Consider the following 14420-nt stretch of genomic DNA (forward strand, 5'->3'; position numbering starts at 1 on the left):
TCCGAAACGACGCCTCCCTCGTGGGGCTCGCGCGCCGAATCGACGTCCCCCTCGTGGGGCTCGCGCGCCGAAACGACGTCCCCCTCTTGGAGCGCGGGCGTCCCGCCCGCATCCCCCCGCCGAAATTCATCCCTGGAGCGCGGGCGTCCCGCCCGCCCTCGGAAACGACGTCTCTCCTGGAGCGCGGGCGTCCCGCCCGCCCTAGGCCGGAACCTCGGACCTGGGCGCGATGAGGTCCAGGGTTTCCTGCAATTGCCCCCGCTGCTCGCGCACGGTGGCCGCCTGCTCCGGCAGTTCCAGGGCCGTCAGGATGGCTGCCATGCTGTCCAGGGTGACGATCAGCGACGGCACCGCATGCACCGGGTCGGTTCCCACCACCTCGTGGAACAGATCGACGGCTTCCAGCGAGCGGTCGAGGCCCTCCTTGAACCGCCCGGCGTCGTGGCACCGTCCGGCCAGGTTTCCCATGGCCTGGGCCAGGGCGAGGCGATGGGCGGCCCCATCGGCCTTGAACAGCATGCGGGCGAGATCGACCGCCTCCGAGGCATGGGCCAGGGCCCTGTCGGGCTGTCCGGCCCCGGCCATGGCCACCGACGCCTGCTGCAGGGTCAGCACCAGCAGCTGAATCACGGCGGCGGGCGGCGTCTCGCCGAACAGGTCGATCAGCAGCCGGCGGGTGTCGAGGGCCTCGGGCCACAATCCGATTTCGCTGAAGGCCATGGCGGCGCGGTGCAGCGCCTCGACCATGGAGCCCAGGAATTGCTGGCCGGCCTCGCCGCCGGCCCGGAAGACGTCCACGGCCTGGGCTAGTTCGTCCACCGTTCCGGTGGTGTCGCCACGGCGCATCTTGAGCCCGGCCAGATTGATCAGCGACGAGACCAGGACGAAGCGGGCCTGATCGGGGCGGCCTTCCATGGCCTGACGGGCATGCAGAACGGCATCGGCCCCCACCGCCTGGGCCTCGTCCAGATGGGCGGCCTCGGCCAGCAGGTTGGACTGGGAATTGAGCAGCGAGGCCAGTTGCACCGCATAGGACGCGGGCTGGGCCTGGGCCAGGGCGCGGTAAAGCGCCAGCGATTCCGAGACCGCCAGCAGGCCGGCATCCACCTCGCCCGCGGCGATCTGCAGATTGCCCAGCTGCCACAGGCATTCGGCATGGGCGGGATAGATGATGCCCGGATCGAATTCCAGGCGGCGGCGGAAGTCGGCGGCAAGGGCGCCTAGGCGCGCGATCTCGACGCCGGGCTCGGCGGGCTGGGACGTGGTCAAGCGGATTCTCCTTTCGCGAGGCCCCTTCTGGGCCCGGACACAACCCGAGCGCATTCGCTCGCGCGACAGTTTAGGCGACCATGGTTAACACTTCGTTCGGGGCAGGATCTCGATGGCCTCGAGACGCCCCCTCAGGCTGAAGGTCTTGAAGATCTGCTCGATATCCTCGGCCACGCCGTTGGCGTGATAGTTGAGCGACATCTCGAATTCCGGCAGGGGATCGGTGCTGCCCATGGGGAAGAACGCCATGCGCATGGGCCAGGCCGGCGAATTGAGCAGCGGGCTGCCCCCGGCGGCGGGCTGCGGCGCCATGGCCCGGCCGATCTGGGCGCTGGTCTCCAGCGCGCCTTCCTCGCCCTGTCCGTCGAACAGCGGCCGCGCCAGGATGCGGCCGCCCTTGTTGGCGGTCTCGATCAGCCGGATGGTGTGGGCGGTGGGAAACAGCGTTCCCTTGGGCAGCTTGATGCTCCGTTCCTCGGGACGGGTGTAGCGGGCGGTGCCGCCCTGCCCCGGGCCGTTGAGCCGGGCCGAGCCCTCCACCTCCTCGGTCACCTGCCCCTCGCGCGACTGGCGCACCCGGAAGCGGTAGTTGAGGCCGTCCTTGGATTCCCAGCCCAGGAAGTCGGTGGTGGTCGCCACCTGCCCCCCCTCGGAATAGGCATAGGTGATCACCAGCCGGAATTCGGTGATCCAGCCGTCGCAGGCGTCGATGAACTGGTAGGTCCAGGCGCCGTTGGCGTTGGCCATGCCGCTGCCCGAGCGGGATGCCGACAATCCCATGCGATAGGTGGCGCGGTGGGAGGCCAGATCGACGGCCACGGCCGCCTCGGCCCCGGCGACCGCCAAAACGGCGGCCAGGCACCCCGACACCACCCCGATACGACGCTTCATCCAATCCTCCGACGGGAAATCCCGCGATCATTATACACCGCCCGCGTCCGCCCACCAGAACAGACCGGACCCGGCAGAATTTTCCCCGCCCTCCCGGCAGCTTTTTCCCGCCGCGCCTTCCGCCGCCCCCGCCCGATCCCGGTTTTCCGCCGTCCCATCCTGGCACGCCGCCTGCATCTTCAATATCGGGTTCGGATCGCGGTTTTTGGAGGAGGTGGCGAATGACATTCGAATTTGCGCCCGACTGGATGGAAACCCTGCTCAGGTCCCCCGACGTCTCGTCCCTCGTCACGGGCGCGTCGCCGCTGATGCCGCCCGCCGCGCCGCCCGCCCATCCCGACGCCCGGGAAGTGGCCGCCCTGGTGGGCGAACTGTTCGCCGAAGGCACCCTGTCGGCCGAACAGTTCCACTCGCTGCTGGCCGCCCCCGAACTGGAACCCTTCCGCCACACCACCCTGCAACCCGCCGTCAAGACGCCATGAACATCGGATCGACCCTGCTGCGCCTGTTCTCCGACCGCCCGCCGCCCGAGGCACCGCGCCTGGAGCCGCGTCTGGGCAATACGGTCGAGAAACAGGCCGCCGCCGAAAAGCCCGCCGAACCGCCGCTCGCCCTGCCGCCGCCCTCGGCCCCGCCCGAGCCGCGCTTCGACCTGCGCAACATCTCGCCCCGGGAATTCGCCGACGTCACCCACGAGCTTTACATGGAGGGTACCCTGTCCTGGGACGAGTTCCAGATGATCGGCTTCCCCACCGAGCTCCACCCCCGCTACGACGAGACCATCGGCGCGCTGACCGGCGAACCGGCCCGCCCCGACCACCCCAAGGACATGCTCGCCCGCTGGGAATCCCGCGTCGAATTCGAACGCCGGTACAACCCCGACGCCGACCAGGTCCGCATCGCCGAGAACGCCCTGGCCAAACTCAGCTGGCAAACCCAGCCGCCGGTGAAGATGAGCGCCTGACCCAGGCTGTCATCCTGAGCACCGCGAAGGATCTTTCACGCACGGCTGATTGGGGAGTTTAAGGACTCCTTCGGAGTCTCTTGGGCTCCGCCCAAACCCGCCAAAGGGCGCGGCTCTTTGGAAGCCCAGATTTAGGACCGAATCAGCTCTTAGACATACCCTTCAAGCAGCTTGGACACGCGCCATCAACGCCGCCTTCAAAACCTGAAGCGGAGAACGGCCGTCATTGAGCCGCTCCAGCCGCCATTCCGTTTTCCTTTGTAGGCCATCCGCAACTGGGCCCGCACGATAGCGTCCCAACGAAATTGACAATAATCCGGCAGACTTTCCTGACTCAAAAATTGAGGCCGCACTACGTAATGATGATGCTGCGAAAATTATCTTCAAAACTTCATCCCCCAGAAAATCAAGCTGCCCCTCCGTTGCGTCATTCATCAAGTTGAATATAGGCTGCCTAGCGTACGAGCTAGGGTTATTAAAATTTGTCTTTGTATCAATCACCGCGGCAACTAGCTCAACCGGCAACAAGGGGTAACCGTCATAAGCAGAAGCTGGAGGAGGCAGATCGCACTCTACTGCCGGAAATTTATGGACAACGACATCCCAACTTCTTGAGCGAACGCCCTCACGCCCACGCCTAAATATCTGGGAGGGACCAGAAATACACCATCCTGATGGCAGCCAATCGCGCAGCATCTGCTTTACCCTGGCTTCCATCCAAGGCCCGATAACGGGCATCCCCTGATGCAAGCAGGTCATTACTGCTCTGAGATCCCGACAGAACAGCAATGTCTCCACATCATCGACCTCTTGGGTCTGCAATAAAATATGGTGAAGATCTACCATTGTATCGTCCCCCATCACGACCTCTAGATAGCCCTACACCAGTGTGTCTCCTCGACGATCCTCGGATTGCCATCCAGCATGGCGAGCAACACACGGACAGGGACTTCCAGAATACGGCTACGATAGCCTATTCCGTCATGGCCGGGCTTGTCCCAGCAATCCGCGCTGCTTCGCCTGAACACCTCATGAAACAGTGGTCTCAACGACTAGACGTGGATGCCCGGATCAAGTCCGGGCATGACGAGCCAACGGGTTCCCAAAGGGCCGCGCCCTTTGGCGGGCATGGGCGGAGCCCATGAAAAAGGGGGCCGCAAAGGCCCCCTTCCCCACTCCGCCCTGGGGCGGCAAATGTTATCGCCTGAAAGACCCTTCGGCGGCGCCTCAGGGTGACAGGGGCGGAGGGTGTTCAGCCCTCCTTGACCTCTTTCTTCGGCTTGGGCAGGTCCACCTTGAGGTGGAGCTCGCGCAGGCGTTCCATGGTGACCTCGGCGGGGGCCTGCATCAGGAGGTCCTGGGCCTGCTGGTTCATGGGGAACAGGATGATCTCGCGGATGTTGGGCTGGTCGGCCAGCAGCATGACGATGCGATCGACGCCGGGGGCCGAGCCGCCGTGGGGGGGGGCGCCGAACTTGAAGGCGTTGAGCATGCCGCCGAAATGCTCTTCCACGTGGGCGGCGGAATAGCCGGCGATCTCGAAGGCCTTGTACATGATGTCGGGGCGGTGGTTACGGATGGCGCCCGACGACAGTTCCACGCCGTTGCAGACGATGTCGTACTGGTAGGCCTTGATGGTCAGCGGGTCCTGGTTGAGGAGCGCGTCCATCTCGCCCTGGGGCATGGAGAACGGGTTGTGGGAGAACTCCACCTGCCCGGTCTCCTCGTTCAGCTCGTACATGGGGAAGTCCACGGTCCAGCAGAACTTGAAGACGTCCTTTTCCAGAAGGTCCAGCTCGTTGCCGATCTTGGTGCGGACGCTTCCGGCGAACTTGGCGGCGGGCAGTTCCTTGTCGCAGGCGAAGAACACCGCGTCACCGTCCTTGAGGTTGGCGGCTTCCTTGATGGCCTCGACCCGGGCGGGCTCCAGGTTCTTGGCGATCGGCCCTTTCGGACCATCGGCGGCGAACTGGATGTAGCCCAGGCCACCGGCGCCGTTCTCGCGCGCCCAGTCGTTGAGCTTGTCGAACCACGAACGCGGCTGGCCGGCGGCGCCGGGGGCCGGGATGGCGCGCACCACGTTGCCCTTGTCCACCAGCTTGGCGAACAGGCCGAAGCCCGAGCCACGGAAGGGCTCGGTGACGTCGGCGATGATGATGGGGTTGCGCAGGTCCGGCTTGTCCGAGCCGTATTTCAGCATGGCATCGGCATAGGTGATGCGGGGGAAGGGCGCGGGGGTCACGGCGCGGCCCTTGCCGAATTCCTTGAACACGCCTTCCAGCACCGGCTCGATGGCGGCGAAGACGTCGTCCTGGGTGACGTAGCTCATCTCGAAGTCGAGCTGGTAGAACTCGCCCGGCGAACGGTCGGCGCGGCCGGCCTCGTCACGGAAGCAGGGCGCGATCTGGAAGTAGCGGTCGAAGCCGGCGACCATGAGCAGCTGCTTGAACTGCTGCGGCGCCTGGGGCAGGGCGTAGAACTTGCCGGGGTGCAGGCGGCTCGGCACCAGATAGTCGCGGGCGCCTTCCGGGCTGCTGGCCGTCAGGATCGGGGTCTGGAACTCGGTGAAGCCCTGGCCGATCATGGCCTGGCGCAGATAGGCGATGACCTTGGAGCGCAGCATCATGTTGGCGTGCACGTCGTCGCGGCGCAGGTCGAGGAAGCGGTACTTGAGGCGCATGTCCTCGGGGTATTCCTGGTCGCCGGCCACCTGGATGGGCAGCACGTCGGCGATGGACTGGATCTGCACCTCGGCCACCTGCAGCTCGATCTCGCCGGTGGGCAGGCGGGGATTGACGGTCTCGGCCGAGCGCTTGACCACCTTGCCGGTGACGGTGATGACGCTTTCGGGCCGGGCCTTTTCCAGGGTGGCGAAGACCGGGCTGGACACGTCGATGACGCACTGGGTCAGGCCGTAATGGTCGCGCAGATCGACGAACAGCAGATTGCCGTGGTCGCGCTTGCGATGGACCCAGCCGGACAGACGCGCCTGGATGCCGGCATCCGCCGCCTTCAACTGACCGCAGGTGTGTGACCGATAGACGTGCATGAAACCCTCGTACGCGATGCGCCAATTCAAAGCGGGAAGAAGGCATCCCGGGCCATATTTTGTCAAGGCGGGATAACCCAATATTTACGAGTAGGGCGGCAAACTCGTTCCTGCAGCCCGACCGGAGCGTGGACGGGCAGCCGGCGGCCAGAAGGTCGTCGAAACTTGCCAGGATGGTGAGCCATGACGCACGACGCCCCCCACAACGCCATCGGTATGCGCGCCCTTCTGCGCAATCTCGATTCCCGCAGCCGCGACGTGGTCGCCCGCACCCTTGGGGTGCTGGGCTGCCGGACGCTGCACGTCTCGGACCGGACGGATCCCCTGGACGAGCCCGGGATGATCGATCTCCTGGTGGTGGACGCCGATTCCGATCCGGAAGCGGCCTGCGCCCTGGTCCGCGACATGCGCCGGGGAGTGGGGACCGAGAACGCCTTCGCGGTGACGGTGTTGATGACCTCGCTGGCCCAGACCGAGCATCTGGCCCGCCTGCTCGATTGCGGCCCCGACGCCATCCTGGAGAAGCCGGTCGATCCGGTGAAGGTGGCCGAGCGCATCACCGAGCTGACCCGCAAGCGCCGCAGCTTCGTGATCACCGACAGCTATGTGGGCCCCGACCGGCGGTCGCGGGGCATGCGGCCCGGCTCGCCGCCCTCGGCCCGCGTTCCGGTGCCCAATCCCCTGCGCGAGACCACCCTTTCCGGCATGAGCCGCGAGGAATTGCGCGATCTGATCCGTACCACCCGCGAGACCCTGGACCGCAAACGCTCGGGACACGCCGCCGCCTGAAGCCGCCCGCTTGCCGGAACGGCCGCCAGGGTGTATCTGTGGCAGCCATGCCGATGATCTCCGACACCGAGTCGCTTGCGGCTTTCTGCCGCCGACTGAAATCCGCCCCGTTCGTCACCGTCGACACCGAATTCATGCGGGAGAAGACGTACTGGCCGCAGCTTTGCCTGGTGCAGGTCGCCGGACCCGACGAGGCGCGCGCCATCGACCCCCTGGCCCCGGGCATGGACCTGGCGCCGCTGTTCGAGCTGATGGCCGACACCAATGTCCTGAAGGTGTTCCACGCCGCCCGCCAGGACGTGGAGATATTCCTGCATCTGGCCGACGCCATTCCCACCCCCATCTTCGACACCCAGATCGCCGCCATGGTCTGCGGCTTCGGCGACGCGGTGGGCTACGAGACCCTGGCCTCGCAATTGGCCAAGGCCCGCATCGACAAATCCATGCGCTTCACCGACTGGTCCATGCGGCCCCTGTCGGAAAAGCAGATCCAGTACGCCCTGGCCGACGTCACCCATCTGCGCGTCGCTTACGAGAAGCTGGTGCGCAAGCTGGAGAGGAACGGCCGCATCGAGTGGCTGGCCGAGGAGATGGCCCTGCTCACCGAGCCCGGCACCTACCGGGTGGACCCGGAGAACGCCTGGCGGCGCCTGAAGCCCCGCTCCACCTCGCCCCGTTTCCTCGGCGTCCTGAAGGAACTGGCGGCCTGGCGCGAGCGCGAGGCGCAGGAACGCGACCTGCCCCGCCAGCGCATCCTGCGTGACGAGACCCTGACCGAGATCGCCGCCCACCATCCCACCGACACCGCCGAGCTGGGCCGCACGCGCGGCATCGGCAAGGGCCTGGTGGAGGGCAAGATGGGCCTGGCCATCCTCGACGCCGTCAAGCGCGGCATGTCGCTGCCCGAATCCGAATGCCCCAAGCCCGGCGACCGGGTGGAGGTGCCCAAGGGTCTCGGCCCGGTGGTGGAGCTCTTGAAGGTGCTCCTGAAGATGAAGTGCGACGAGCACGGAGTGGCCGGCAAGCTGATCGCCAATTCCGCCGACATCGACGCCATCGCCGCCGACGACGATGCCGACGTTCCCGCCCTGCACGGCTGGCGCCGGGAGCTGTTCGGCGAGGACGCGCTGAAGCTGAAGCACGGCCGCCTGGGCCTGGGCTTCTGCACCGATGGCCGCCGGCTGCGCACCGTGCCCATCGAACCGGTGGACGCCTGCGCCGAACCGGCGATGGCCGACTGACTTGGCCGGCCTCGGCTATTCCGACGCCAGACGCGAGGCCGCCCGGGCCGCGACCGATGCCTTGACCCAGGGCAAGGGCATGGCCGAGGCCGCCCGCGCCGCCATCGCCGCCACCGATGCCTTTTTTGACCGCGTCCGTCAGGCCCTGAACCTGGACGAGCAATTGAAGGGCCAGGCCTGCGCCGCCGGCTGCGCCTGGTGCTGCCACCAGATCGTCGCCATCTCGGCGGCCGAGCTGGACCTGGTGGCCGAAGCCATCGCCGCCAAGCCGCCCGAGGCGCGGGCCGCCATCGCCGCCCGCGCCCGCGACGCGGCGGCCAAGGGCGCCGGCCTGGACCAGCGGCAATGGTGGGCGGCGCGTATCCGCTGTCCGCTGCTGGAAGACGACGGATTGTGCGGCATCCACGCCGCCCGGCCGCTCCCCTGCCGCGCCCACAACTCCGCCGATGCCGATGCCTGCCGCCGGTCCTATCAGGGCGAGGCGGTGCGCACCCCCGTGCTGGCGGCGCAACAGGGCGTCTGGGCTCATGGCCAGATGGGGCTGCTGGAGGCTCTCCTGCAGGATAAGCGTCCGACCGAGGCGATGAATCTCGCCCTGGCGGTCGCCGCGCTGCCCGGCTAACCCACACGTAAAAGATATATTTGTCTAAAATAAAACTCTAAAAAGTCACATGTTGAGTCTGTGCGCTCGTATTCGTAGGTAATACGATGGAAATCGCTATCGATTATGCAGATCGATTTCGCATGGAGGCTCGAAACATGATGTTCAAGAAAGCTCTGCTCGGCTCCGCCATCCTGATGGCCGCCACCCTGCCGTCCCAGGCCACCACCCAGCACGACAACGACGTGTTCTTCGCCATCGCCGGGGTGACCCAGTTCGACTTCACCGAAACCGCCCATTCCGTCTCCAGCGGCCAGCCCTATGGCGGGACCAGCTCCAAGGTCAGCAAGCCCGGCGCCGAGGCCCAGATCGTGGTCAAGGCCGGCCGCCACGGCACCACGCAGGTGGCCGACTGGTTCAAGGCCCAGGTGGGCAGCGGCCAGACCCTGGTCTGCGACAGCAAGGGCACCTTTCCCGACAAGCTGAACTTCGCCGTCAAGGGCACGCTGAAGATGACGGTGGGCGACAAGAAGATCACCTGCCAGGACGTGCTGGTCGGCCAGGGGCATTTCGGCGCCAACAACAACTGGTGGATGGGCGGCCCCAACATGCAGGGCACCCATGTCTCCCTGACCGGCGCCACCATCCAGACCTGCAAGGCGGAAGGCCGGGTCCTGCCGGTGGAAGTGGTGTTCACGCCGCAGACTCCCTGCGTCAACCACTTCAGCATCAGCGTGATCGAGGTGAAGTAGCCGGATCAGACGGAGATCCGCCGCGCCTGATGCACCATGGTGTCGAGCGCGGAGAGAAAGCGCGAGCGGTCCTGCTTCGTGAACGGAGCGGGACCGCCGGTCATGGTGCCGATCTCGCGCAGCGTGTTCATCAGGTCGCGCGTCGCCAGGGCGTCGCCGATGGAATTCTCGGTCATGGGCTTGCCGTTGGGACGCAGCACCAGGGCCCGCTTGATCAGGCAGCGCGAGCCCAGGGGAATGTCGTTGGTGACGCAGACGTCGCCCGCCTCGATCAGCTCGGCGATGCGGTCGTCGGCGGCGTCGGGGCCTTCGGGCACCACGATCATGGTGATCAGCGGGTCCTGGGGCAGCCGCAGCCAGGCGTTGCCCACCACGGTGACGGCCAGGCCGTAGCGCCCCGCCACCTTGAACACCTCGTCCTTCACCGGACAGGCGTCTCCGTCGATGTAGATATGGGTCATGGCATTGAGCCTGTCATTCCGACGACCATGGGGAGGAGGAATCTCGTTCCGGCGCGACGTTTCAGAAATGGCACCGTCCTGCCAGGCGAAGATCCCTCGACTTCGCTCGGGATGACACCCCGCGAACTCACTTCACCCGCCGGAAGATCAGGGCCTCGCAGTCCAGGGCCCTGGCCAGCCGGTCGAAGGAGCGGTCGCCCTCGAAGGTGAAGGCCGGGTTATCGGCGGGAACTTCCAGGATCAGGTACTTGTCCTCGACGAACAGCCGGGTCTGGCGCAGCAGGTTGGGGGCGCCGCCCGACAGGGTATGGGCGAGGCGGAGCGCCAGGCCCACCACCCGGGCGCGGCGGAAGGCGCCTTCGTCCAGCAGCTGGATGAAGCGCGCCACCTCGGGCGAATCCTCGTTGCCCTGGTAGCGGCAGAACACCGCGAAGGCGATGGCGGCCCGGTGACGATGGCCGACCCCCATGAAGGGCAGGCGCAGGATGCGCAGGAAGGCCTGCTCGGCGCGGTAGTCGGGATGCTCGTTCCAGAAGATGTCCGACACCAGACAGGCGGCGTGGCGCAGCTGGCTTTCCCGCGTGCTCTCGTTGGGGAACAGCGGGGCCATCCAGGCCAGCAGTTCGTCGCCGTGCTCGGGAAAGCGCGAGTTCAGCAAGGCCATGTGGCGGCACACCGACAGCAGCGGGTCCTCGTGCTTCAGCTTGTCGGGCAGCCGCTTGAGGAACTGGCCTTCGCGCATGCCGTAGATGGAGAACACCAGCCGCGACGGGCCGATGGCGCGAATCACCCGGGCCAGGATCAGCGCCGCCATGGGCAGGCCGTTGGTGCGCTTCTTGGAAACGCCGGGAATCTTCTCCAGCGACTTGCGGCTCTGGGTGGAGACCAGTTCCAGGATGGACAGCGCCTCGCGGGCGTCGAGGGAGAAATTGTCGAGCACGGTCAGCGGATGCTGGGTCTGGGCGATGCAGATGCGCGCGATGGACCGCCAGGCGCCGCCCACGGCGTAGAGGTTGCGCCCCCGCCCCTCGCCCAGCCAGGGGATGTTCTTCAGGTGGCCGTCGACGATGTCGGCGGCCTTGGCCTTGTCGTCGCCCGATGCCTCGGTGAGGCGCAGCAATCCCAGCGGCATGGTGACGTGCAGGCCGAAATTCTGGTCCTGGACGGTCACCAGTTCCAGCGAGCCGCCCCCCAGATCGGCGACGATGCCGTTGGCGTCGGGAGTGCCGCACAGCACGCCCATGGCGGCCATCTTGGCCTCCTGCCCGCCGGACAGCACCTTGACCTCCACGTCGAAGCGGCGCTCGATCTCGCGCACGAAATCGGGGCCGTCGGCGGCGTCGCGCACGGCGGCCGTGGCCAGCACGTCGAGCCGCGCCACCTCCATGGCCCGGCACAGGGTGACGAAGCGCCCCACCGCCACCAGGGCGGCCTCCACCCCCTCGGGCGACAGGCGGCCGGAGCTGCCCACCCCCTGGCCCAGGCCGCACACCGCCTTTTCATTGAACAGCGGCACCGGCACCCGCTGCGCCAGGTCGTAGACGCACAGGCGGATGGAGTTGGACCCGATATCGACGATGCCGATGGGTTCCTGGCGGAGCTTGATCTTCATCTTCGTCTAGGCAAGCTGCAGGTGTTTCGACTTCCGCCCGCGTTCGCCCGCGCTGCCGCGTCCCGACAGCGAGGGATTGGTCATGAAGTAGGTGTGGGCGTTGAACGCGCCCTCCTCGGCCTTGAAGCGCTCGTAGACGCCGTCGGGACGCAGAATCCAGGTCTGGGCCTGATCCTTGAGGTTGGCCACCATGATCTGGTCGAGAATCTGGCGGTGCACGGTGGGATTCTCGATGGGCACGAAGGATTCCACCCGCCAGTCCATGTTGCGCGGCATCCAGTCGGCCGAGGAAATGAAAATCTTGGCGTGGCGCGACGGCAGGCGGTGGCCGTTGCCGAAGCAGATGACGCGGGAATGCTCGAGGAAGCGGCCGACGATGCTTTTCACCCGGATGTTCTCGGACAGGCCGGGCACGCCCGGCCTGAGGCAGCAGATGCCCCGGATCACCAGATCCACCTTCACGCCGGCCTGCGAGGCGCGGTACAGCGCGTCGATCAGCTGGGGACAGACCAGCGAGTTCATCTTGGCCCAGATGGCGCCGGGCTTGCCCTCCTTGACGTTGGCGATCTCCGCCTCGATCAGCGACAGCACCTTCTTGCGCAGGAAGATGGGCGCGATGGCCAGGCTTTCCATGCCGTCGGGCTTGGCGTAGCCGGTCATGTAGTTGAAGGTCTTGGCGGCGTCCCGGCACAGCGCCGGGTCGCAGGTGAAGAACGACAGGTCGGTATAGACCTTGGCGGTGATGGGGTGGTAGTTGCCGGTGCCGAAATGGACGTAGGACACCAGGGTGCCGCCCTCGCGGCGCACCACCAGGGAAATCTTGGCGTGGGTCTTGAGCTCCAGGAAGCCGAACACCACCTGGGCGCCGGCGCGTTCCAGATCGCGGGCCCAGCGGATGTTGGCCTCCTCGTCGAAGCGGGCCTTCAGCTCCACCATGGCGGTGACCGACTTGCCGGCCTCGGCCGCCTCGACCAGCGCCTTGACGATGGGGGAATCGGCGCTGGTGCGGTACAGCGTCTGCTTGATGGCCACCACCGCCGGATCGGCCGCCGCCTGGCGGATGAACTGCACCACCACGTCGAAGCTCTCGAACGGGTGGTGGACCACGATGTCCTTCTTGCGGATGGCGGCGAAGCAATCGCCGCCGAAATCGCGGATGCGTTCCGGGAAGCGGGCGTGGTAGGGCGGGAACAGCAGGTCGGGGCGCTCGTCGACGATCAGGCGCTTGGTGTCCACCAGCCCCAGCAGGCCGTCGATCTCGAATACGTCCTCCTGGTCGGCGTGCATCTCGGCGGTGGCCAGGTCCTTGAGGTCCTGGGAGATGCCGGCGCTGAACGACAGGCGGATGACATGGCCGCGCCGGCGGCGCTTCAACGCCGACTCGAACACGCGGACCAGATCCTCGGCCTCTTCGTCGATATCCATCTCGGTATCGCGGATCACCCGGAAATGGCCGAAGGATTCCATGCGGAAGCCGGGGAACAGCTGGTCGAGGAACAGCAGGACGAACTCTTCCAGCGGCAGGAAGCGGATGCCATCGCCGGGCAGGCGGGTGAAGCGCTCGATCTGGCTGGGCAGCGGCAGCAGGGCGCGCAGCACCTCGCCGTCGTCCAGCTTGTAGAGGTGCAGCACCAGAGCCATGCCGCCGTTGGGCAGGAAGGGGAAAGGATGGGCGGGATCGATGGCCAGCGGCGTCAGCACCGGGAAGACATGCTCCATGAAGCGGCCTTCCAGCCACTTCATGTCGGCCTTGGACAGCTCGGACCGGTCGATGACGGCGATGCCCGCCTGTCGCAATTCCACCTTCAGCTCGCGCCAGCACTTCTTCTGGGCGTCCAGCAGCCGGGCCGCCTCGGAATTGATGGCCGCCAATTGCTGGGCCGGTGTCAGGCCGTCCTGGCTGGTGGTCATCACGCCCGCGTCCACCTGACCTTTCAGGCCGGCGACCCGCACCATGTAGAACTCGTCCAGGTTGGCGGCCGAGATGGACAGGAAGCGCAGCCGCTCCAGCAACGGATGATGGGGATTGAACGCCTCCTCGATCACCCGGCCGTTGAAGGCCAGCCACGACAACTCCCGATTGATGAAGCGTTCCTTGGATTCCATGTCAATAACCGGGATGTCGACGGCCTGCGCATGAGTCACGGCGGTTCTCCATTGGACGAGGCGTGGTGCGCCCCCGTTCATTTATATATCCTGATCGAAGTCCTGTCATGACCGAGGCGGTTACGGATATGAGAAAACTCTTTCTGCTGCGCCACGCCAAATCCAGCTGGGACGATCCGGCGGCCGAGGATTTCGACCGCCCCCTGAACGGACGGGGCCGCAAAGACGCCCGGCGCATGGGCCGCCACATGGCGGAGCGGGGAATTCGCCCGGGAATCGCCCTGGTTTCGGCGGCGGCGCGCACGGTGGCCACCTGGGAACTGATCGAACCCCACCTGGAGGGCGTGCCGGTGGCCATCGAGGCGGAATTGTACGAGGCGGGCAAGTCCAGGCTGCTCGACCGCCTGCGCCGGATGGACGAGCACATGGATTCGGTGCTGCTGGTCGGCCACAACCCCGGCATCGGCCGTCTGGCCGAAGCCCTGGCCGATCATCACGGCGACCCGGCGCTGCTGGCCGAACTGGCCGCCAAGTTCCCCACCGGCGCCCTGGCCGTCATCGGGCTCGACATCGGCCATTGGGGCGAGTTGGAGGCCGGGCGCGGACGGCTGCTGTCGTTCATCCGCCCCAAGGACCTGGAGACGGCTTCTCCCGCCGGGGAAACGGCTCTATAACCATCTCCGCG

14 protein-coding genes are annotated in these 14420 nt (G+C 66.5%); 7 read left to right on the top strand and 7 right to left on the bottom strand.

From position 1 onward, the window contains the following. Positions 1 to 201 precede the first annotated feature (201 nt). Together ACV4UZ_RS12815 and ACV4UZ_RS12820 are read right to left on the bottom strand one after the other, a co-directional pair. Complete coding sequence (locus ACV4UZ_RS12815) at positions 202 to 1269, bottom strand: tetratricopeptide repeat protein (RefSeq protein ID WP_491601205.1); 1068 nt, start codon at positions 1267 to 1269, stop codon at positions 202 to 204. Positions 1270 to 1353: 84 nt separating this feature from the next. After that, a complete protein-coding gene (locus tag ACV4UZ_RS12820) occupies positions 1354 to 2160 on the bottom strand; it encodes a cell envelope integrity EipB family protein (protein ID WP_491601206.1) in 807 nt (268 codons plus the stop codon). A gap of 221 nt (positions 2161 to 2381) precedes the next feature. Between ACV4UZ_RS12820 and ACV4UZ_RS12825 the strand changes: the two genes are divergently transcribed. Together ACV4UZ_RS12825 and ACV4UZ_RS12830 are read left to right on the top strand one after the other, a co-directional pair. Continuing rightward, the gene (locus ACV4UZ_RS12825; protein WP_491601207.1) at positions 2382 to 2642 is read left to right on the top strand and encodes a hypothetical protein; all 261 of its coding nucleotides are present in this window, start codon (positions 2382 to 2384) and stop codon (positions 2640 to 2642) included. After that, positions 2639 to 3124, top strand: coding sequence for a hypothetical protein (locus tag ACV4UZ_RS12830; RefSeq protein WP_491601208.1), 486 nt, complete (start codon positions 2639 to 2641; stop codon positions 3122 to 3124). Before ACV4UZ_RS12825 ends, ACV4UZ_RS12830 begins: the two co-directional genes overlap by 4 nt. A gap of 162 nt (positions 3125 to 3286) precedes the next feature. Here the strand turns inward: ACV4UZ_RS12830 and ACV4UZ_RS12835 are convergent, their stop codons facing one another. Together ACV4UZ_RS12835 and aspS are read right to left on the bottom strand one after the other, a co-directional pair. Further along, positions 3287 to 3970: a hypothetical protein gene (locus ACV4UZ_RS12835; protein WP_491601209.1), complete on the bottom strand. Its 684-nt coding sequence runs from the start codon at positions 3968 to 3970 to the stop codon at positions 3287 to 3289. A gap of 406 nt (positions 3971 to 4376) precedes the next feature. After that, complete coding sequence (gene aspS, locus ACV4UZ_RS12840) at positions 4377 to 6173, bottom strand: aspartate--tRNA ligase (RefSeq protein ID WP_491601210.1); 1797 nt, start codon at positions 6171 to 6173, stop codon at positions 4377 to 4379. Between the two features lie 183 nt (positions 6174 to 6356). Here aspS and ACV4UZ_RS12845 point away from each other — a divergent pair, with 183 nt between their 5' ends. From ACV4UZ_RS12845 to ACV4UZ_RS12860, 4 genes are all read left to right on the top strand, one after another. After that, a complete protein-coding gene (locus ACV4UZ_RS12845; RefSeq protein ID WP_491601211.1) occupies positions 6357 to 6962 on the top strand; it encodes a hypothetical protein in 606 nt (201 codons plus the stop codon). A 47-nt stretch (positions 6963 to 7009) separates the two neighbouring features. Next, positions 7010 to 8203, top strand: coding sequence for a ribonuclease D (gene rnd, locus ACV4UZ_RS12850; RefSeq protein ID WP_491601212.1), 1194 nt, complete (start codon positions 7010 to 7012; stop codon positions 8201 to 8203). Between the two features lies 1 nt (position 8204). Continuing rightward, on the top strand, positions 8205 to 8825 hold the full coding sequence (locus tag ACV4UZ_RS12855) for a YkgJ family cysteine cluster protein (RefSeq protein ID WP_491601213.1): 621 nt from the start codon (positions 8205 to 8207) through the stop codon (positions 8823 to 8825). Positions 8826 to 8962: 137 nt separating this feature from the next. Further along, positions 8963 to 9556, top strand: a complete 594-nt coding sequence (locus ACV4UZ_RS12860; protein ID WP_491601214.1) for a hypothetical protein — start codon at positions 8963 to 8965, stop codon at positions 9554 to 9556. 5 nt (positions 9557 to 9561) lie between these two features. Here ACV4UZ_RS12860 and ACV4UZ_RS12865 read toward each other — a convergent pair whose 3' ends face one another. From ACV4UZ_RS12865 to ACV4UZ_RS12875, 3 genes are all read right to left on the bottom strand, one after another. Beyond that, positions 9562 to 10017, bottom strand: coding sequence for a YaiI/YqxD family protein (locus ACV4UZ_RS12865; RefSeq protein ID WP_491601215.1), 456 nt, complete (start codon positions 10015 to 10017; stop codon positions 9562 to 9564). Between the two features lie 127 nt (positions 10018 to 10144). Then, entirely contained in the window at positions 10145 to 11629 is a 1485-nt protein-coding gene (locus ACV4UZ_RS12870) for a Ppx/GppA family phosphatase (RefSeq protein ID WP_491601216.1), read from the bottom strand. A 6-nt stretch (positions 11630 to 11635) separates the two neighbouring features. Further along, the gene (locus ACV4UZ_RS12875; protein ID WP_491601217.1) at positions 11636 to 13774 is read right to left on the bottom strand and encodes an RNA degradosome polyphosphate kinase; all 2139 of its coding nucleotides are present in this window, start codon (positions 13772 to 13774) and stop codon (positions 11636 to 11638) included. 89 nt (positions 13775 to 13863) lie between these two features. Here ACV4UZ_RS12875 and ACV4UZ_RS12880 point away from each other — a divergent pair, with 89 nt between their 5' ends. Next, positions 13864 to 14409: a SixA phosphatase family protein gene (locus tag ACV4UZ_RS12880; RefSeq protein WP_491601218.1), complete on the top strand. Its 546-nt coding sequence runs from the start codon at positions 13864 to 13866 to the stop codon at positions 14407 to 14409. Positions 14410 to 14420: the final 11 nt, after the last annotated feature.

It is taken from the genome of Paramagnetospirillum sp., assembly GCF_058402745.1.